This window comes from Cytobacillus sp. IB215665 (assembly GCF_033963835.1).
Classification (GTDB): Bacteria; Bacillota; Bacilli; order Bacillales; family SM2101; genus Nanhaiella.
Genome location: NZ_JAXBME010000017.1, coordinates 47,997 through 67,960, shown reverse-complemented (window position 1 = coordinate 67,960; position 19,964 = coordinate 47,997). Strand labels below are relative to the sequence as shown.

Here is a 19,964-nt window from a genome sequence, read left to right as displayed (position 1 = left end):
CTGTATTTGCTTATAATGAGGGGGCACATTCCTTCTTTTCCAATTGCAGAGGATACACAATACCTTGTCCGTAGTTATTATAAAAAAGCAAACTAGGAGAAATTTTATCTCTGAATTATTGTTAAAATAAGGATGTAAACAATAAGGAGGTCATGTTATGTTAAACAAAGTTTGTGTCATTACGGTTAAAGTAGATAATATGCAAGAAGCAATTCACTTTTATACAAAGATGTTGGACTTTAAAGTGTCTGAGCATTATGGTGACAAGATAGTTAGTTTAGTACAAGATGAGGTACCGATTGTTCTAGAGGAAACAGGGACGAAAAATACTGCATCAAACCAAAATGTGTTATTTGGTATTATATCAGAGGATCTTGATAAGGATTTGACGGAGTTAAAATCCAGAGGGGTAAGGCTCCAATTCAGTGAACCTAAACCATGCCCACCAGGTCGTTACCTTGTCATAGAGGATCCAGCAGGAAATCAAATTGAACTTGTTGAGTTTTCAAACTTTAATTGATTATATTTGTACATTCAGAACTGCCAAGGATTTTATTTTCGCTGAGCTTCACAAATCAATCTTTTTACTTTCATGAAGCAAGTGTACGTTATGATTAGAAAACAACAAGGAAATTACTAATCTTAACTAAGGCTCTTTTCTTGAAATTTATTCCTATTGTTTATCAATTTAGTGGTTATATATATTGTTAGTCATCGTTGTACAGAAGAAAAGATGCTACGAACTCAAGTTGTGTACGGTGTATTTTTAAATACGAAAAACAACAATCAACGTGAAAACATCCTAGACTAAAGTCAATAGTGCGTGAGGGTATAGTATATTCTCGCAATCAATAAAATTAATTCTATATATAAGGAGAGGGTTTTGTTGAAAACATCTACAGGAAAAAGTATCTTGAAAAAGGATGTTCTTATTAATGCTCCATTAGATCTTGTGTGGCATGCATGGACGAATTCCGATAGAGTTTCCAAATGGTTTGCACCTATAACTGTAGTTGAACCTAAGGAAGGTGGAGCATTTGAGTTATATTTTGATCCTGAAAATGTTGAAGGTATGAATACGAAAGGTTGTAAAATAAAAAGATTTGTTCCAACAAAGCAATTAGAATTCACTTGGAAAGGTCCTGATCAGTTTGCTTCCATTATGAACAACCAAGATGACCTTACACTTGTAAATGTTCTTTTTGAAGAAGAGGAAGAAAAAACTAAGGTTACACTTGAACATTTTGGTTGGGGATTCGGAGCATCTTGGGAAGAAGCATTTAAATGGCATGAAATGGCATGGCAGGGAGCGCTCGGAAGTCTGAAATCTGCATTAGAGAAGGGTGAAGGCGAACTTTGTTGTCAGCCAGAATAAGCGTATTTAAATGGTGAAGTATACAGCCAATATTAAAGACATCGTAACAATAGTAGGAGCACCAGCTGCTTTAATTACCTTTGAAGGCCCGTATGGAAATAAAATAAGATTGTACGATGAGCTTTAAAATTTATATAGTGATTATATAATATGAGTAATTAGTGCCTATTAGGGGTGCTTTTTTTATTTGATCATTCCTAGGACGAGCTGAAATATATGTCTGTATTATTAATGATAAAACCGTTAAATAATAAATATAAATGCTAAAATGACATATATATATTGCAATAAGAAATATATAGTTGTATAATTTTTACATAAGTTTAAGTGCCAATATAAAACGAGGGGTGAAAATATTGTTAGGGTTGAAAAGACATAAACAAGTTGATGAGCGCCTTTTGAATCTGCAAAACAAAATATACAAAGAGATATATTTCATGATCATGTGTATAACTATTATCTCAATAATTGTAAAGTTTATAGTGTATGGGGTAGGTTCAAAATTTATTTTGACAGAATTGATTATTTTAATTATTACGGGTTTGTATTATATGGTACGAGCGGGGCACTTAGGAATTTTTACAGATGAAGCAGAGATGCATGACCGTAATAGCAAGATAAAGCTATCTACGAAAAATGTAATTGTGGGTCTTATCATTGGAATATTTATATCTGTCATTTTAGCAACAAGTAGTGCCATAAATTATGCAAATAGTAAAGGAGAATCTATCTATTTCTTTATTATTGTGTTCATCGCATCCTTTATGATGTATGTACCTTTTTTTGTTGGTATTATATCCATACCGTTCCTAATTACAAAAAAGAAGAGTGACCAAGTTGTCCGAAAAGGGCTGGAGGATATTCAAGGTGAGTGGAAGTGAAAAACTTAAAACTAAAAATGGCCAGAGTAGAACATGATTTATCACAACAAGAATTGGCAAACAAGGTGGGTGTATCTAGGCAAACAATAGGTTTAATAGAACTCGGTAAGTACAACCCTACATTGCAGTTATGTCTTGCTATTTGTAAAGCACTAAATAAAACGCTAGATGAGCTGTTTTGGGATGAAGATTAATATTATCGTCATTCTATGAATTGCTAATAAAAAACCAATATTAAAAAGAAATAATATTCAAAGTAGAAATATTGAACAGGGGCGTCTATAAGTCAAGAAACTTGACTTAGTAGACAGCCCCTTTTGTAATTTATGCTCTTAGCCACTTCCAAATTTCTTTCGGGCTAGCATTCTTACCATACATTAAAATACCAACTTTAAATATTTTCCCAGCGATTTTCATTAACAACCAAACGCTTATAAGTAATAAGACTAATGAAATAATAATCTCCTTCCATGGCCAAACCTCTAGCATTGAAAGGCGCATTAATAGGACTGTAGGTGAAGAAAACGGAATATACGTGCCAATTATAGCAGCTAATCCTGATGGATTATCTAAAATAGGGCCAATAAATATAAGCGGCATAAATGGCAACATCAATACAAGCCCTTGAAAATTACTAGATGAATTTACATCTTCTACTGTTGCTCCTAATCCTACAAATATAGCAGCATATAGAAGGTAACCAACAATCGCGATGAATAATAACAGTAATAGCTCTGGAACTAATAAATATTCAATGATTGGGATTTCATCGAAATTCAAGACTACTATAGGGCCAATGATCCCTAACCAAACAATTACTTGAGTCATTCCCAACCAAAAATAACCAACGATTTTACCTTGCATTAGCTCTACTGGCGTTACAGATGATAATACAATTTCAGCTACTTTCTCTTTTTTCTCCTGAGATGCACTTTGGAATATCATCATTCCTGTCATGCTTATCGAAAACAAAATTATGCCAGCGAATAGTCCAGGAATAATTCTTTTTAGAGGGTCTTGACTAGTAGCTGTTGCGCTAGTTCCTTCCTTAGCTGTATCTTCTATTAACACAGGTGAAAATACAATTTCACTTGTAACCACTTGCAGTTGCTCAGAGGTTAATTCTAGTTGATTCAACCTTGATAATTGTAGCGGTTGGGTAAAGATACGTAGATCTCTTGAGAAATCATCGTTTATACCTTTACTAGTGTAAACTTGTATATTTCCATTTAATAAAATTGATTTCGACAATGGAATATAAGCTGTATTTTCCTCGATTTTAAGTTGCTCAAGCATTGTTGCTTCATTTGATGTTGTTTTTTTGATGGACCAATTTATGGATTCATCTTGTTTTATAATCTCTTCAATTTGAGGCATGATGTTCAGTTCATCATAAAGATAGACAGTTACTGCTTCATCGTCATTTCCAAGCCCTTCTAATAAAGAAGGTAATGTTGCAAATAAGATAAAAATGATTGGTGTTATGATAAGTGAGATTAAAAAAGATTTATTCTTAATGTTGCGTTTAAATTCCCATTTAGCTACCTTCATACTATTGCGCATTAGCTTCACCTACTGACTGATGTAATTGATTATCGGTTGCAATATCAACAAAGATTTCATGAAGTGAAATACGGTCAATTGATAACTCTTGAATGTTTAGATCGTTTGGAATTTCCTTTAACCAACTGTTTATACTTACATGTTGGGATAGATAAAGTATAGACGTATTTTCATGCTGTTCCACACGTTCAACCATAGGAATATTTTCTAATGTGGCAAGGTCATTATTTCCTAGAATCGTACATTTAAAGTTTGCAAACTGTGTTTTCACCTCATCCATCGTTCCAGAAATAACTTTTCGCCCCTTGTGAATCATAAATAAACGATCACATAGCTCCTCAACTAAGTTCATCTGGTGAGAAGATAATAGAATAGCTGTACCATTGTTAGCCAATTCTTTAATTTCTGTTTTGAATAGCTCTTGGCTAACAGGATCTAATCCTGAGAACGGTTCGTCCAATATTAATAATTCAGGTTCATGAATAATTGAAGCAATAAACTGAACTTTCTGCCCCATTCCTTTTGACAATTCTTCAACAGAAACCTTGTCTTTTCCTTCTAATCCTAGTTTAGCAAGATAGTGTAAAGCTCGTTGTTTGGCTTTCTTTTTTGGATAGTCCTTGAGCTCTGCGAAATAAAGCAGGATATCCATCACAGTAACATTTTTATAGAGCCCACGTTCCTCAGGTAAATAGCCAATTTTGTGGCGTGGAATTTCCTTTTCAGCATGATTATTGAAAGCTACTGACCCTTCGTCAGGATACAAAATACCCATAATGTTTCGGATCGTTGTTGACTTACCAGCACCGTTAGGCCCTAGGATGGCCATGATCTCTCCTTTGTGGACCTCAAATGAAATGTCTTGAATGATGGATTTTTTCTTGAAATACTTCCCTAGCTGATTAACTTTGAGAACCACTTCAGTCATAGCTGTTTTCCCCCTTTTTTAAATCTACGGCTTATTAATTTACCATAATTTAAAGTGAAGTAGTGTCATAATTTGTCGAACATATGAGGGAGTTTTAGAGACTATTGATCTACCAGAGGTGGGAAATAGCGAAACGTGGAGATATGAAAAATTAGATAAACCAAACGGTAATGGGAGATGGTCTAACTATTACGGAGAAATAATTGAAAATTGGGTATTTGAGCAACAACTGTTAATGGCTCTAACATCCTATACATTTTATAAATTTATTGGAATATAATGCTACATGTGATATATTTATAACATGATGTTAAAAATATATCACACGGAGGAACAAATGTTTAAAAATAAATTAGCTTATTTAGGCTTTTTAGGCTTTTTAGGTTTTTTAGGACCCTTTAAAGTGTTAGGACCTATATCAGACAATGCTGCATTCATGTGGGTTTTCTTTATACTCTTTTTATATGCAAAGGTTATTCCAGATGAATTATTTAAATTACATGTAAAAAATGCTGCAACAAAAGCTTTCTTTATCGGCATGATTATGACCTTTGTTATCTTCATATTTTCATCAAATATTACAAATCCTGCATTTCTTAGGTTAATATTATTATTTCCATTTCTTACTTCAGTACTGATTTTTTTTACTATGTTGGAGGTATACGAACGAAGAGAGAAGAAAGGTTTACACAATGGCATTGATTTTGATCACTAGAATGAAAGAATATAGGGCTAAGCACAACATTTCACAAAGTGAGCTTGCTAACGCTGTTGGTGTAAGGCGTGAGACAATAGGGAATATTGAAAACGGTAAATATAATCCGTCTCTTAAATTAGCAATGGATATCGCAAAAATATTAAATACGACTGTAGAAGAGTTATTTTCATTTAAAGATGAGAACGAGGTAACAATATGAGCAAACACAAAAACAATATTTTTGAAGATAACATGGAAAAATATCGAGATCCAGAATACTACGACCTCCAGTTTGAACATTATATGAAAGATTTACCACTACTGTTGGAATGGGCAGAGAAGCAGCAAGGTACGATTGTTGATCTTGCCTGTGGTACAGGTAGAATAACGATACCATTAGCTAAACGTGGCTTTAGTATGATAGGTATCGATATAAATGAGGGTATGTTGAAAAGAGCAAAAGAGAAAACGAATGATACGAAGTTTTCAATTCAATGGATGATGCAGGATTGTACGAAGCTATCGTTAGAAAATAATAGCTCATTTATGTACATGACGGGAAATTCCTTTCAACACTTTTTAACGAATGATTCACAAGATCAATTATTAACTTCGGTACATAGTAATCTTTCAAAACAAGGGATATTTATTTTTGGAACACGGTATCCAAATGTAAGGGAATGGGACGACAAAGCGGAAAAGAAAACTACGTATATTGATAAGCGTAACCGAAGCGTAGTTGAATATCGCAGTGAGTCGTATCATTCTCTTACGCAAGTTTTACATTGTAAATCACGAAGAGAAATTATTAATAATGATGGAGGTGTGATTACTACAGAAAAAGATAGTATTTCGTTACGCTTTGTCTTTCCTCTAGAAATGGAAAGGTTATTAAATCAACATGGGTTCACTATTATAGATGAATACGGCTCTTGGGATCAAACTCCGTTAAATGAAAGTAGTCAAGAAATGATCTATGTTTGTAAGAAAGTATAGTCCTTAATCACTTGGTTAAGCTCTCTAACAAGAATCGAATTTAATCATTTTTAGAATATAAGAATGAAAGGTTTAATTATCAATGTAGCTTTTCATGCCATGATTTATAAATACTTATACATGGCTGAATGGTGAGATAGATTAATTAAATGATTTTAGGAAGAAAATAAGATTAGGTGATGACATTGTATAGAGTAATTCATAATGTACCTGTAAGAGCGTTGCCTCATAAGCTATTTGGCTTATGAGACAGCACCTTAAATGTCCCAACATTATTTGCTATTGTTAATGAACTCTACTACAACACCGTTACCTCTTAATATATGGTTGATCATTTGACCGTTGTGGATATAAACCCTATCACGGAATTCATTTACATCACCATTGCTATATTTAAATTCTATCACTCTTTTTCCATTTTCTTTCGAAATTAAATTAGCAGTTTCAACATCTTCCCATTTGTATAGTTTCTCTTTTGTAGAGGTGGTTTGATTGACTACGATACCATCATTTGTCATATAAAGATAATCATTCATACCAAAGAAGATCAAGATTGCAGATATAACAGTTACAATCAGCATCATACTGTTTGTAATAAGCTTCTTCACCTTTTTACTTGATAAAAAAACATAAAGCATTAAGGCTAGCCCTATAAGACCTAAAGCTATTCCCATTAGAAAGTATGCTGATAGGTTCGGCGCAAAATACCATGAATATTCCAAACCTTCAACAAGCAATGATTGAAAAATCCGAATAATAAAAAAAGGAGCTAGCCAGCAAGATAATAATAAAATGACTCCTATTGAAAATAGTATAGTGTGTTTAGATGAATACATATTATCCCCCTTTTCAAAGTTATAAAAAATTTACCATTTTTCTACTATTTTTGCAATATAGTAGTGAAATTCATATTGAGAAAAGTAGTAAACAAGGACGAACTATTTCCTATCATTTTCATTACTGACTCCGATTGCTACTTCATGTTTCTTTAAAATTTTCTTCATATTATTTTTGTAAACTGCATCCTGAAGCTCAAGCTCTACTCCGTTCGTGTATGTAAGCTTAATAACCTTATGACCATTACCAATGCCAATAAAAGAAGCAGCCTCAATATCCTCCCATTTATATAACTCTTCTTTTAATGAAAATTTATCATTAAGTAATATCCCATCAGTTGTCATATATAAGTAACTATGCAAACTAAAATACATCAAAACGATTGAGGCAGTAGTAAAGATAACTAGTACTGTTCTTGTAATTATCTTTTTCACTAATTTACTTACTAAAAAGACATAAATGAATAGCCCCACTCCAATCAGTCCGAATCCTATGGCTAGCATTATGTACCCTGGAGTAAGAGGGGTGAAATACCATGAATGGTTTAAATTGTCAGCTATACTAAATAACCCTTGGAAAAAATAAAGATAAACAGGAGCGATTATACTAGATAAAGTGAACACCAACCCTATTGCAAACATCAAATTGTGCCTTTCCGAAAACATACTATCACTCCAATTTGTAGTAATTATGTTGAAATATAGGTTATTAACTATCAGATAATTAAAAATCTTATGTACTGAATAGCACTTTTTTCATTTATCTGATTATTTTTACGGAACTAAATAGAAAAAGTTCCATAATATTTAAAAAAATAACAACATTTTCAACAAAATAAAAAAGTAAATTCACTAATGGTCGGTGCTGGGTGACACTATCTGTATGCAATAAGATTTTATGGCATTTTTGCTACTTTTATAATTAATGAGTATTCATAACAAAACATTTTACTGTAATTTTTCAGAAAAAATCAACCAAAACAAAACGATGTATAGCTGGATTGAAATAGCCTATTTGTTATGTTAAAATAAACCAATTTGTGCAAAGGGGGAATTCAATTGAACTTATATTATAGTAATCGTGCTCGAGAGTATGAAAGGATATATTACAGAAATGATGAAGTACGGCAGAAGGAGCAAGCGGCGATTCGTGAATCGATGAGTACACTTTTTGTAAACAAACATGTGCTAGAAGTTGCGTGTGGAACGGGTTATTGGACGCAGTTTGTTGCTCAAGATGCATCCACTTTTCAAGTGAAGTATTAGAGATAGCAGTAAAAAAAAAATCTACCGTCTAATAAAGTTCTTTTTCAGCAGGCAAATGCTTACGAATTGAAAAAAGTTCAAGGTAATTTTAATGCGAGTTTTGCTAACTTTTGGTTCTCTCATATTCCTAAAATTCAAATTGAAGAATTCTTACAACAACTTCATACACGAGTTGGTACAGGAGCACAAATATTTTTGGCTGATAATATATATATTGAATCATTTGGTGATTCCCTAATTAAAAAAGCAGGTAGTAAAGATACATATAAATTAAGAACATTAGAAAACGGTTCGCAATATGAAGTAATTAAAAATTATTATAACGAAGCTGAATTGGGTGAAATTTTTACACCTTATGCTAGAAATTTAGACATAACGATTGGTCAATGTTTTTGGTGGATATCTTATCTATAAAATAACAAATAGTTACTAAAATATAGACACTCAATTAGGAGCGTTAACTGAGGTGAAGTTATGAATCTATTTTGTGAAAGTGCCTTTAGGCAAATAAATGTTTTTGCTCAATCAATATGTGACATACTTGACAAGCTCGAAGATACTGATTTAGCAAGAAGACCTACTGAAAATAAACATTCAATCGGTGAACTACTAAAACATATTGCAATGATTTGTGAAGCTGATTTACATATTTCAGATGAAAAGACGATTGAAGAAATGGAAAGTTATTATTCATCAAAAGTAATTAGTAGCAAAGAGGAAATTAACCAACGCATTATATAGTGAGGAAGAATTAATGGTGAGGACTACTTCATACTGGGGAGTTACATATACCCGTTTTGATTGGTTATTAGAAATTGTCGCTCACCTATATCATCATAGAGGGCAGTTACATGCGACACTTGTTCATTATTACAAGCAGGATCCTAATATTCTTTTATTTGAGTAATTTATAAGTTTTGTCTCGTTCATAAATAAGTAATATCTATATCATTCATCAGCCGTGCATGTATCGTACATATGTATAGTAGGCATGACTAGATGTGGGTGGATTAAGCCAGCAATATGTAGAAAGTTACTTATTAAATTACGGTAAGAAAAGATTTATAGTTGAAACATATTATCGCTACTGTTGGAAAAAAGATGAAATGTAAAGATGCTTTAACTACTTCAAATAGTTAATCATCTTTTCTATGTGGGTGATATATTTCAAGTTTTAAGTAAGTAATAATTAGTGAAAGAACAGGTGGGTTGGTGATTCCGCCTGTTCTTTCACTATTATTTAACTATTGTAGCTTCCGAAAAGAATGAAAATAAAGCCTTATAAACATAATTAGGATAATTAGTGTTGAGAAAACAAATAAAATTCTTACTGAAAACCACTCTGCCCACAAACCTGCAATGAATAATCCAAGAGGTAGTGTAAGTTTCATAAGCATTGATGATGTACCTGAAACACGACCTAATAGGTGATTAGGTGTAAATTCTTGTCGGATTGTAAAATATACAATATTACTCATTGTAATTGCAAACGTGCGGATGGCTAGTGAAATTCCAATTGCCCACCATGTTGGAGCAACTATAAGTACCCCCATTGCACATGCATCAATGAGTAAACAAAATGTAAAAATGTTTCCTCTTCCAAATTGTTTACGAATGTGGTTAATAATCGCAGCACCTAGTAACCCTCCAATAGCAGAAATGCTAAACATTAACCCGACTTGAGCAGATGTAGCTCCTAGTTGATCTTTTACATAAAAAATAAGTACCCCCGTTACAAGACTCGCTGCGAAATTTACAAATAGTATGGTGATTGTTGGTGTTAATAACGTCTTATTAAAGAACAGTTCATCAATACCTTCCTTTATATCACGTAACATTGAATTATGCTGTTTTGTTGCGCGGTTATCTGCAGGCAAACTGATAAACTGTACACAAATGTGAAGTATGAATAAACATACCATGTATACCATCAAAGTTGAAGTGTAAGAAAATACTAGTAGAGCAGCACCAGCTAATCCAGGCCCGATCATTTGGATAAAAGTATTAACGAATGACATTTGTGCATTTGCAGAAGTTAATTGTTCCTTTGTAACAATTTGTGGTAAAACTGAATGGTTAGCATTTCCAAATGTATATCCTGCCGAAGAAAGAATAAATCCTAGTATGTATAAATGCCAGATGGCCAACTGATTGGTCATGAGTAGTAAGATAATTCCAGTCATTGATGCAACTTGTATAAAACTCGTCCAGGCCATCATTTTTTTGCGATTAAATCGATCTACAAACACGCCCACAATCATCCCAATGAAAATATTTGGGAAAAACTCTATCGCACGCATAGTACTCATCGCTAGTGCTGATTGACTTATATCATAAATGAGCAATGGGATTGTAATAATATACATTTGCATGCCGAAATTTGAAATCATTGAACCAAACCAAATAAGTAGAAAGTCTTTATTTCTCCATAATGTTAATTGAGCGCTCCGCTGTTGTGTGGTCTGAACGGCCATTCATATCCCCCTTGTCGTTTAGTGTAGTAGTTGAGGGTGTTCTTCCCCTTTCTTTCTCAGTCGTTGTTGTCCTCTTTTTTAAACACGCATTAGTAGTGTAAAATATAAAAAGGTGAATAAAAAGTGAGATGTTTAAATTAAACTGTTCACCTTTTATTGGGGGGAAAGATGAAATACTTTGATTATTTAATAAAACTTACTGAACACTTTAAACCTGGAGTTGGGAATGAAACAACCATTTTTGAGATATCTAAGCTCTTAACTTGTTCAGAACGTCATGTGAAAACGATTGTTCAGTATTTAAATGAAGAAGGTTATATTAATTGGAAAGTACAGAGAGGGCGAGGGAAGAAGCCAACAATTACGATTATTTATTCTAAGGAGCAGCTTTGTCTCAATTACGCAAAACAAAAAATTCAACAAGGTCAATATCAACAAGCATTTCGCATTGTGGAAAATTTAGGTGATTCTTCACGAATTGATATCCAAGAGTGGTTTATAAAGCATGTAGGCTTCTCACGACTACAACAAAGAAATAAAGCTGGCGAAAATTTAGATATTCTGACATACCCTTTTTATGAAACTGATTTATCGATGGATCCACTACATATTCAATCCCGTCACGATTCCCATATGGTACAACAAATTTTTGATAGGCTTGTAGAATATGATCCAAATACAAGTCAGCTAATACCAAGTATTGCCCATAGCTGGGAAAGTGTTGATGGAAAGCTGTGGACCTTTTATTTACACAAAGGGATAAAGTTTCATCATGGTAGAGCGTTAACAAGTGAGGATGTAAAATTAACTTTTAGTAGGTATCCGAAAAAGGATATTCTTATGACTAACATAGAATATATAGAAATAATTGACAAGGATGTTATCCAGTTTCAATTAAAGAATGTTGATTATTTATTTCCGCGTCATTTATCGGGAATGAAATTCTCCATTGTACCTCTAGAAGTGGTTAAAAATGATTATGGGAACTTCCGTAGATTTCCTGTTGGAAGTGGACCTTATAAAATTACGCAACACAATGAAAATAAAATTCGGTTAGAGGTATTTGCTAAATATTTTGGAGTTAGGCCGTGGTTAGATAGAATAGAGATTATTAAAACTCCAACTCCATTTAAAGGAGATGAGGGACTTCCGTTATTATTACATTCTTTAGACGAATCATGGGAGCAAGTAAGAATGCTAGAAAAAGGAGCAGCCTTTATTGCATTTAACTGTAAGAAAAATGGGCCACTGAGAGATCAAGATTTTCGTGAGGTAATCAGTAGCTCGTTAAATCAGCAGGATTATTTAGCCGAAAAAGAAATTAGACGAGCTGCGTGTAGTTTTGTAACTGATCGGTCTATTGAAAGCAGTGTTACTAATGTTAAGAATTGTAGCATGGTAAGTGATACAGAAATAATACTGAAGATTGGAGTGCAACAAATTCGAGATGGAGTAAACTTTGAGGAGGAAGCCAAAATCCTGCAAAAGCAATTACTTAAAGTAAATATCACTTCACATATTGAACTAGTAGATTTTCATCGTTTTAGTGGATATGAAGAGTTTCAAGATTTTGATCTATTTGTCGGAGGGATTGCTCTTGCAGATGACCAGCTATTATCAGTAATTACTGCACTTCAATCACAAGTCATAAATATTTATCACTTTCTAAATGAACCAATGAAGCAATACGTTGACCGACAAGTTTCATACATACAACAATTAACTGATGAATCTGACCGATGGAAAACGTACTTTCAAACAGAAGAGTATTTGAAAGGAAACTACGCTATCTATTTTTTATACCATCGTTATCATACTGTGTACAAGTCTAAAAACAGTCGATATGTAAATTTAGAACTCGATAGTAACGGAAGAGTCGATTATCGGAAGGTATGGAAGAGAGCTGGTCAACTTGGGAATCCAACATAGGTCATGGTACAACATATATTAAGCTATATTTTATTCAAAGGGGAATAACAGTGATTCGAAGATATAAGCTTGAAGATATCAATTATATTATTAGTGCTCATTACGAGATTTATCATAAGGAATTCCATTATGATGAATCATTTAAAGAATTTATTCAGAAAAAAGTTTGGGATATCGTCAATAGATCCCATGTTAGAGAAAATATATGGGTAGTAGATAAAGATGGAGATCTGAAAGGTTCAGTTTGTATTAGTCAGTTCGATAGCGAAATTGCTCAGCTAGGTTTATTTCTTATAGACCCCCTTTCAAGAGGTTTAGGTATAGGTGGCCAACTAATAAAGACAGCCATCAAATTCTCAATAGAAAAAAAGTATAAGAAAATAATTTTGTGGACAAATAGTGACTTAACAGCTGCAAGAAATCTATATAAAAAGTTTGGATTTAAAATAGTAGAAACACAAGAAGTTGTTTTATCTAACATTAATATGGTTGAGGAACGTTGGGAGCTAAGTCTGAATAGTGATGGAGAGAGAAAAGGTGAAAATTAGAAAAGCAGTTTTAAAAGATGTAAAGTCTATTGCAAAAGTACATGTAGACAGTTGGAAGACTACATACAAGCATGTTGTACCAGACGAGTATTTAAACAATTTATCCTATACAATACGGGAACAATTATGGGAAGAGATTGTCCCAAGTGGAAATGTATATGTTGCGGAAAATAATCAAGGTCAAATTGTGGGCTTTGCAAATGGTGGAAGGGAAAGGTCAAGACAGTATGATGGCTACGAGGGAGAGTTATATGCCATCTATCTGTTACAAGAATATCAAGGATGTGGCATAGGGAAACAACTTATAATGCCAATTATCGAACATCTAAAACAATTAAAGATACATAGTATGGTTGTGTTCGTCTTGGAAGAAAATAGCGCGTGTCAATTTTATGAAGCTCTTGGTGGTAAAAAAATTGACTCGTTGGAAATTGAAATAGCCGGGAAGAGATTGAATGAAGTCGTTTATGGGTGGAGTGACATAGACTATATTTTCTCATAGGTTTTTATGTCGAGTAAGGCGCGCTTCCATTACTATATAACAGACTGGTGGTCATGGTTTAGGTTCATGGAATAGTATCTTAACCCTCTGGAGTTTTAACGCAGTCAAATTTTTATTCCTCTGATATAATACCAAATAGCAGAGAGATTTGTGTAAGTCGAGAAAAATTTTTAAGAATGATGTATGAAGACTGAATTTTATATATAATGAACAATTAAGGGGGTGGATGAAAAATGGCAAACGAATTATCTTTGCCAAAGTTAAATATGTCCCATGCAAAGCCTGCGGTTGGGGGCGATTCTTTGCATGGGTGGACATTGAGGTAACTCGAGTGTTCAAAGCTTAAGCAACCTCTTAACGTCGCCCGTATAAGCTCGTTCCTAAATGTGGTTTTGCACCTTCATTTTATTTATAAAATAAGGAGCGGATGATATTATGAACAAACCATTTATTAGGAACCATCAATATAATCTAATTCAGAGACAAGCAGGGATTATTCAACATGCTTTAAAGACTACGGCTGATCTAAATGTAATGGAAGTAGCGAAGTATAGTGCGCTATCTAAAGTTCTTGATGCTACTTCTCATACGACGGTTTCACAAGATCAATTGTTAAGGAAAATGTCTGATTTAGAAACAGCTGAGGAGTTTCAGCAGTATATAAATTCATTAGAGCCATTGCTGTTGGAATTTCCACAAGTGACTAAAAAACAATTAACAAAACTATTCTCTAAAAATAAAAAACTTAAGCTACCTGATTTAGCAAGTATAGATTTTCGATTCTTGACCTATCTCGGTTGGCTTGATATATCAAAAAATAAACTGTTTATCGTTTATGAGCTAGACAATGAACTAATTGGTGTAGAAGGTAACTTTACTATAACGAACAAAAAGAATATATGCTCGTTATGTAAAGGATTCAGTAAGGTTGTGTTCGTTTCAGCAATATCTAAAACAAAACCTAAAAATGCTTCACCTGATTATTATAAATCTTATGGAAACTATATGTGTATGAACAGTGAAGAGTGTAATCAGAACATAACAGATGTATCAAATTTAGAAAGCTTTATTCGAAATGTCAGAGGTTAACCTCCAATGTGTTTGAAACCACGGAAAAAGTGAGGAAGGTGTTATGGATGCTCACCGCCCGTGCTGTGGAAAATGAGCATTAAGGGGCAGAAATCTTCTGCCCTTTCGTATCTTTTAGCTAAAGGCTGTCTTCGCATAAGTTGTTGTTTTTCGTACAACAATTAAAAATGAATACAACTAGCTTTCGTGGCATCTTTTCTTTTTTAAAAACGATAACTGTTCCGTTAAACAACATCTTTACCTTCAAATTTAGGAACAATAGCAACAAAACTTCCGAAACGAAAGCCTTACTAAATAGCTATAAAGTTTACGAAAAAGCCTAATAAAACAACGAGACAGAAGGTGACGGTTTTGAGCGGAAAAATAAAAGTAGGTTTAATTGGTATGGGAGCAATCGGTGAAAGAGTGTTACGACAATTTCAACAGCATAATGAAATCGATATTGCGGCACTTTGTGATCGAAACGCAGATAGTTTAAACAAATTTAAGGATGAATTGCCAAATGTATCTCTATACTTGGATCATTTAGATATGCTTAAGGATGAAAGTATTCAGTTAATTTATGTGGGAGTTCCTCCTAAATTCCATCATAAAATAGCAATAGATGTAATAAGAAACGGCCGACACCTGCTATGCGAAAAGCCGCTTGCAAATTCTACTGAAGAAGCATTGGAAATGGTTGAAGAGGCTGAAAAAACTAATATTGTGCATGCCATGAATTTTCCAATGGTATATAGTCAGGCATTCCAAGTTTTCAAAAATAAGATTATGGATGGTGAGCTCGGGTCGGTAAAAAAAGTTGAGCTTAACTTGCACTTTACGGAGTGGCCTCGCAAATGGCAGCAAAACGAATGGATTTCTAGCAGGGAACAAGGAGGATTTATTCGAGAAGTTGCTCCTCATTTTATTCAAATCATACATGACGTTTTCGGGGAAATGAGCATTGTTCGATCAAGTGTTGAATATCCTGAAAATGAGGACTTGTGTGAAACAAGCTTTATCAGTTCTATGAAGCTATCAGGTGGAATTCCCGTTCTATTTAACGGCTTAGCAGGTATTGGTCAAAAGGAGGACCTTTCTTTAAAAGTTTTCGGAGACCAAGGAACATTGGAAATTGAAAATTGGGGAACCCTTTCACAGACTAGAGCTGATGACAATGGAAACATCATTCCGATTGATAGTGCTGACAAAGAAAACGTAGTAGACGAACTGGTGAAGGCGATCAAAGGCGATGCAGCTAAGCTAGTATCTTTTAAAGAAGGTTATGCAGTTCAAAAGGTGTTAGATGATATTTTAATGGCGAAGTAGAGGCACTATTTGTGTCTCTTTTTTTATATGCCATACATGGCATATCTAGATGGTGAAAATCCACTATTGGGTTGCATATCGACAAATCACTATGGAGCATCTCCTACAACAGTTAGTGAAGAATTCATAAGCGCTTGAATACACACCTAATGAAGACAGCAAGAACGAGGAAGCTATCCTGAAAACTTGTTCAGACTCCCATTATAATAATCTACATCATACATACCCTGTCTCTTTTTTTTCATAAAAGAACGTATAATAATTAATTCTTATTCGCTGTAATAACATATTGCTATTATAGATTTTTTATAGTGTAAGATAAAATAATTGATGTGGTATTCTATGGAAATTGATTATAGAGGTGGATAGAAATGAGGAGTATTGTTATTAATCAATTTGGTGGTCCTGAAGTACTTGAATTAACAGATGTTGAAATTCCTGTCGCAGGTCCACATGAAGTATTAATTCGTGTAGAGAAAACGAGTGTTAATTTTGCAGACATAAAAAAAGAAAAGGGAACAAAGGTCATGGAAGCTTTCCGTTATCGATCGGCTTGGATGTAGCAGGAACGGTGGAAGCTGTTGGGGATGAAGTTGAGAGGATATTTGTTGGCCAAAGAGTGATCGCGTTTCCTTCAAATGGCTCCTATGCTGATTACGTGGTGGCTAAAGAATCATTAACCTTTGTTTTTCATGAAGATATTGATTTTTCAACAGCTGCAGCTTTGCCCAACAGTTTCAATCTTAGCGTATAAGCTACTTCATGATATTGCTAGGGTTCAAAAAGAGGAGACGGTCCTTATACATGCGGCCGCAGGAGGAGTAGGGACAACAGCGATTCAATTGGCAAAGTTACTAGGTGCAGGAAAAGTGATTGGTACGGTTAGCAATGAGGCTAAATTTTCAGTTGTGAGAGAAGCTGGGGCTGATGAGGTAATGTTATATGATGGGTTTTCAAACAAAGTAAAAGAGCTTACGAATGGGACAGGTGTAGATATTGTTTTAGATTCTATCGCTGGTCGGATTACTGAACAAAGTTTAGCATGCTTAGCGAAGTATGGCAGGCTGATCCAATTTGGAAATTCCAGTGGTGAAGTAGGACATTTTCAAACAAGTGAGATTCACTCAAGTTGCAGATCTGTACTAGGGTTCAGTTTAGGTACCATACGAAAGGAAAGGCCTCAGTTGTTAGAACAAGCAGCTAAGCAAATCATAAGATATTTATCAAACAAACAATTAACGATGAAAATTGGCAAAGAATTTCCTTTACAAGAAGCAAGGAAAGCCCATGAATATATTGAATCAAGAGGGAATATAGGAAAGGTACTATTAACGATCAGAGGATAACCTTATAATAGTAAGAGATTGTCAATTGTTGAATTTGTTTTGGCACTAGCCTACAAGCATAGGGTTTTTTATAAGGAGTATTTTCTCATTAATTTAAGGCTATTTTCGCATCGATTGTTGCTGTTGCCCTAAGAAATAAGTACGTACAAATCAAGTCATTCTCTTTTAACATATAGTCAATTGCAAAAATTTATTTGCTGCTGTCCTAAGTGAGTCTCTATAGCAACAAAGTTTACAAAAAGAGCCATAATGTTATTGTACTAAGAACGATACAAATCAATTTGCGTGTACGTTTAAAACAATGACTATCGAATATAGCGTATGGAAAGATCGACTTAACGAGGGGGAGTTAGATGATAATATTTAAAAATCAATATATTACAGTGTTTCAAAGCGCATTATTTCAAACGACATCAACAGTTATTGAGATGCCAGAATTTGTATTAGTTGTTGACCCAACATGGTTACCAGCTGAGGTAGAACAAATAAAAGAATATGTATATCGAAATAAAGGCGATCGAAAGTTATATCTATTATTTACTCACTCGGACTGGGACCATATTATCGGATATGGAGCTTTTCCTGATGCAACGATCGTTGCTAGTTTTGAGCTAGTAAACAAAGACCATAAGGAAAAGGAACGTATTCTTGAACAAATCTATTCCTTCGATGATAGGAACTACATTGAGAGAGGGTATGAAATTACTTATCCAAAAGTAAACCATGTCATTCAAGTGGATGGAGAGCAATTGACTGTAGAAGGTACAACACTTACTTTTTATAAAGCGCAAGGTCATACTGATTGTGGGTTATTCACAGTTATTGAACCTCTAGGCATTTTTCTAGCAGGTGACTATCTTTCAGATTGCGAATTCCCTCTCATATACCATAGTAGTAAAGCGTATGAACTTACGCTAAATAAAGTAGACGAAATTTTAGAGCAGCACAATATCAAATTAATGATTCCAGGGCATGGGGCTGTAACTGAAGACAAGTCCATTATCAAACAAAGAAAACTAGAATCAATGACGTACATAAAACAACTTAGAGCGTTGCTCCAGGAAAACAACAAGGAGCAAATTGAAAAAATGATAGAGAAATATCGCTTTCCTAGAATGATGAAAGATTTTCATAAGGAAAACCAGCAATTATTAAGTGAAGAGCTAGGAATCTTATAACGTTAGTAGAATAGAAAAATACAATGTGCTAAGAAAGGACTTGAACATGGGTAATTACAAAGTAATTCTTTTTGATTTAGATGGAACACTTTCAGATCCTAAAATAGGCATAACCAAATCAGTTCAATATGCATTGAAGAACATGGATATTGATGAGGATGATCTCGATAAGCTTGAATGCTTTATTGGTCCACCTTTACAAGTTTCTTTTGCAGATTATTATCAGTTTGATGAGGAGAAAATTGAACGAGCAATTGAATTATTTAGAGAGAGGTTCAAGGACAAGGGGATGTTTGAGAATGTCCTATATCCAAATATTCCTCGCCTGTTAAGTCAACTTAAGGAACAAAATTATAAGTTAGTTGTAGCAACCTCAAAGCCGACAGTATTTGCAGAAAAAATACTCAACTACTTCCATATAGAACAGTTTTTTGACCTAGTAGTTGGTAGCAATCTTGATGGATCAAGGGCATCAAAAACAGAAATTATTCAACACGTTTTAGATGAGTACAACGAAACTGAGCTGAATAATTTTATTATGATTGGTGACCGTAAACATGATATAATCGGCGCGAATAATACCGGAATTGATTCCATAGGCGTCACATATGGTTACGGCTCATTTGAAGAACTGAGTAATGTTAAACCTACTTACATTGCAAATAATGTTGAAAAGATCAGGGAGATTTTTTTAGCGAATAAAGTAATATGAAACTCTTTAAAAAAGGTAAGACTCACCGGATATGTGGAGTCCTACCTTTTTTAAAATTATTTTCTTTATGTCGAATTTATTGCTCTAAATGACTGGAGATTATAGCTAATATTGCTCATTTTACATATTATTTATTAAAGGCTCTTTTAAAATTTGTTGCTATTGTTATCAATTTAGTACCAAAAATAGTTTGATATTGTTAGTCATCATTGTACAGAAGAAAAGGAGCCAACAAGTTATGTAAGGTCTATCTCTAAAACTGCCATTTTAAATATAATGTTTGACAAAACTAATATCATTAGTTAATATAAAACTAACGTTATTAGTTTATGGATA

At 33.8% G+C, this 19,964-nt stretch carries 23 protein-coding genes and 1 pseudogene; 19 read left to right on the top strand and 5 right to left on the bottom strand.

All coding sequences use genetic code 11. From position 1 onward, the window contains the following. The first annotated feature begins 157 nt into the window (after positions 1-157). From SLH52_RS18045 to SLH52_RS18030, 4 genes are all read left to right on the top strand, one after another. Complete coding sequence (locus SLH52_RS18045) at positions 158-520, top strand: VOC family protein (RefSeq protein WP_320210662.1); 363 nt, start codon at positions 158-160, stop codon at positions 518-520. Between the two features lie 366 nt (positions 521-886). Beyond that, positions 887-1,375: an SRPBCC domain-containing protein gene (locus SLH52_RS18040; RefSeq protein ID WP_320210661.1), complete on the top strand. Its 489-nt coding sequence runs from the start codon at positions 887-889 to the stop codon at positions 1,373-1,375. Between the two features lie 356 nt (positions 1,376-1,731). Next, the gene (locus SLH52_RS18035; protein ID WP_320210660.1) at positions 1,732-2,256 is read left to right on the top strand and encodes a DUF6773 family protein; all 525 of its coding nucleotides are present in this window, start codon (positions 1,732-1,734) and stop codon (positions 2,254-2,256) included. Next, complete coding sequence (locus tag SLH52_RS18030; protein ID WP_320210659.1) at positions 2,253-2,450, top strand: helix-turn-helix transcriptional regulator; 198 nt, start codon at positions 2,253-2,255, stop codon at positions 2,448-2,450. Before SLH52_RS18035 ends, SLH52_RS18030 begins: the two co-directional genes overlap by 4 nt. Positions 2,451-2,580: 130 nt before the next feature. Here SLH52_RS18030 and SLH52_RS18025 read toward each other — a convergent pair whose 3' ends face one another. Further along, positions 2,581-3,819 (bottom strand): ABC transporter permease, encoded by a 1,239-nt coding sequence (locus SLH52_RS18025; protein WP_320210658.1) that lies wholly within the window; start codon positions 3,817-3,819, stop codon positions 2,581-2,583. Further along, entirely contained in the window at positions 3,809-4,747 is a 939-nt protein-coding gene (locus SLH52_RS18020; protein ID WP_320210657.1) for an ATP-binding cassette domain-containing protein, read from the bottom strand. Before SLH52_RS18020 ends, SLH52_RS18025 begins: the two co-directional genes overlap by 11 nt. Before the next feature lie 337 nt (positions 4,748-5,084). Between SLH52_RS18020 and SLH52_RS18015 the strand changes: the two genes are divergently transcribed. Genes SLH52_RS18015 through SLH52_RS18005 form a run of 3 tightly spaced genes read left to right on the top strand, consistent with a single transcriptional unit; the run spans position 5,085 to position 6,440 of the window. After that, the gene (locus SLH52_RS18015) at positions 5,085-5,462 is read left to right on the top strand and encodes a DUF3796 domain-containing protein (protein WP_320210656.1); all 378 of its coding nucleotides are present in this window, start codon (positions 5,085-5,087) and stop codon (positions 5,460-5,462) included. Beyond that, positions 5,446-5,664, top strand: a complete 219-nt coding sequence (locus SLH52_RS18010) for a helix-turn-helix transcriptional regulator (RefSeq protein ID WP_320210699.1) — start codon at positions 5,446-5,448, stop codon at positions 5,662-5,664. The genes SLH52_RS18015 and SLH52_RS18010 overlap by 17 nt, the downstream gene beginning before the upstream one ends. Continuing rightward, positions 5,661-6,440: a class I SAM-dependent methyltransferase gene (locus SLH52_RS18005; RefSeq protein WP_320210655.1), complete on the top strand. Its 780-nt coding sequence runs from the start codon at positions 5,661-5,663 to the stop codon at positions 6,438-6,440. The genes SLH52_RS18010 and SLH52_RS18005 overlap by 4 nt, the downstream gene beginning before the upstream one ends. 272 nt (positions 6,441-6,712) lie before the next feature. Here SLH52_RS18005 and SLH52_RS18000 read toward each other — a convergent pair whose 3' ends face one another. Both SLH52_RS18000 and SLH52_RS17995 read right to left on the bottom strand, forming a co-directional pair. After that, positions 6,713-7,276: a hypothetical protein gene (locus SLH52_RS18000; protein ID WP_320210654.1), complete on the bottom strand. Its 564-nt coding sequence runs from the start codon at positions 7,274-7,276 to the stop codon at positions 6,713-6,715. Between the two features lie 102 nt (positions 7,277-7,378). Continuing rightward, the gene (locus SLH52_RS17995; protein WP_320210653.1) at positions 7,379-7,942 is read right to left on the bottom strand and encodes a hypothetical protein; all 564 of its coding nucleotides are present in this window, start codon (positions 7,940-7,942) and stop codon (positions 7,379-7,381) included. Between the two features lie 393 nt (positions 7,943-8,335). Between SLH52_RS17995 and SLH52_RS17990 the strand changes: the two genes are divergently transcribed. The 4 genes from SLH52_RS17990 (at position 8,336) to SLH52_RS17975 (ending at position 9,449) form a co-directional block, all read left to right on the top strand. Then, positions 8,336-8,542, top strand: coding sequence for a class I SAM-dependent methyltransferase (locus SLH52_RS17990; RefSeq protein ID WP_320210652.1), 207 nt, complete (start codon positions 8,336-8,338; stop codon positions 8,540-8,542). Between the two features lie 66 nt (positions 8,543-8,608). Further along, complete coding sequence (locus SLH52_RS17985) at positions 8,609-8,956, top strand: hypothetical protein (protein ID WP_320210651.1); 348 nt, start codon at positions 8,609-8,611, stop codon at positions 8,954-8,956. 60 nt (positions 8,957-9,016) lie between these two features. Beyond that, a complete protein-coding gene (locus tag SLH52_RS17980) occupies positions 9,017-9,283 on the top strand; it encodes a DinB family protein (protein ID WP_320210650.1) in 267 nt (88 codons plus the stop codon). Positions 9,284-9,296: 13 nt separating this feature from the next. Beyond that, complete coding sequence (locus tag SLH52_RS17975) at positions 9,297-9,449, top strand: hypothetical protein (RefSeq protein ID WP_320210649.1); 153 nt, start codon at positions 9,297-9,299, stop codon at positions 9,447-9,449. Positions 9,450-9,786: 337 nt separating this feature from the next. Here the strand turns inward: SLH52_RS17975 and SLH52_RS17970 are convergent, their stop codons facing one another. Then, positions 9,787-11,016 (bottom strand): MFS transporter, encoded by a 1,230-nt coding sequence (locus tag SLH52_RS17970; RefSeq protein WP_320210648.1) that lies wholly within the window; start codon positions 11,014-11,016, stop codon positions 9,787-9,789. Positions 11,017-11,184: 168 nt separating this feature from the next. Between SLH52_RS17970 and SLH52_RS17965 the strand changes: the two genes are divergently transcribed. The 8 genes and pseudogenes from SLH52_RS17965 to SLH52_RS17930 all read left to right on the top strand — a co-directional run bounded on the left by SLH52_RS17965 (position 11,185) and on the right by SLH52_RS17930 (position 19,628). Continuing rightward, positions 11,185-12,945, top strand: coding sequence for an ABC transporter substrate-binding protein (locus SLH52_RS17965; protein WP_320210647.1), 1,761 nt, complete (start codon positions 11,185-11,187; stop codon positions 12,943-12,945). 50 nt (positions 12,946-12,995) lie between these two features. Beyond that, positions 12,996-13,493 (top strand): GNAT family N-acetyltransferase, encoded by a 498-nt coding sequence (locus tag SLH52_RS17960; RefSeq protein ID WP_320210646.1) that lies wholly within the window; start codon positions 12,996-12,998, stop codon positions 13,491-13,493. Beyond that, positions 13,483-13,995, top strand: coding sequence for a GNAT family N-acetyltransferase (locus SLH52_RS17955; protein WP_320210645.1), 513 nt, complete (start codon positions 13,483-13,485; stop codon positions 13,993-13,995). The genes SLH52_RS17960 and SLH52_RS17955 overlap by 11 nt, the downstream gene beginning before the upstream one ends. Positions 13,996-14,430: 435 nt before the next feature. Continuing rightward, positions 14,431-15,084 carry a FusB/FusC family EF-G-binding protein gene (locus tag SLH52_RS17950; protein ID WP_320210644.1) on the top strand — a complete coding sequence of 218 codons (654 nt, stop codon included), beginning with the start codon at positions 14,431-14,433 and terminating at the stop codon, positions 15,082-15,084. A 342-nt stretch (positions 15,085-15,426) separates the two neighbouring features. Beyond that, positions 15,427-16,392, top strand: coding sequence for a Gfo/Idh/MocA family oxidoreductase (locus SLH52_RS17945; RefSeq protein WP_320210643.1), 966 nt, complete (start codon positions 15,427-15,429; stop codon positions 16,390-16,392). A 371-nt stretch (positions 16,393-16,763) separates the two neighbouring features. After that, positions 16,764-17,738 (top strand): annotated as a pseudogene (locus tag SLH52_RS17940) (quinone oxidoreductase family protein). Between the two features lie 353 nt (positions 17,739-18,091). Further along, positions 18,092-18,916, top strand: coding sequence for an MBL fold metallo-hydrolase (locus SLH52_RS17935; protein WP_320210642.1), 825 nt, complete (start codon positions 18,092-18,094; stop codon positions 18,914-18,916). A gap of 46 nt (positions 18,917-18,962) precedes the next feature. Beyond that, on the top strand, positions 18,963-19,628 hold the full coding sequence (locus SLH52_RS17930; RefSeq protein WP_320210641.1) for an HAD family hydrolase: 666 nt from the start codon (positions 18,963-18,965) through the stop codon (positions 19,626-19,628). Positions 19,629-19,964: the final 336 nt, after the last annotated feature.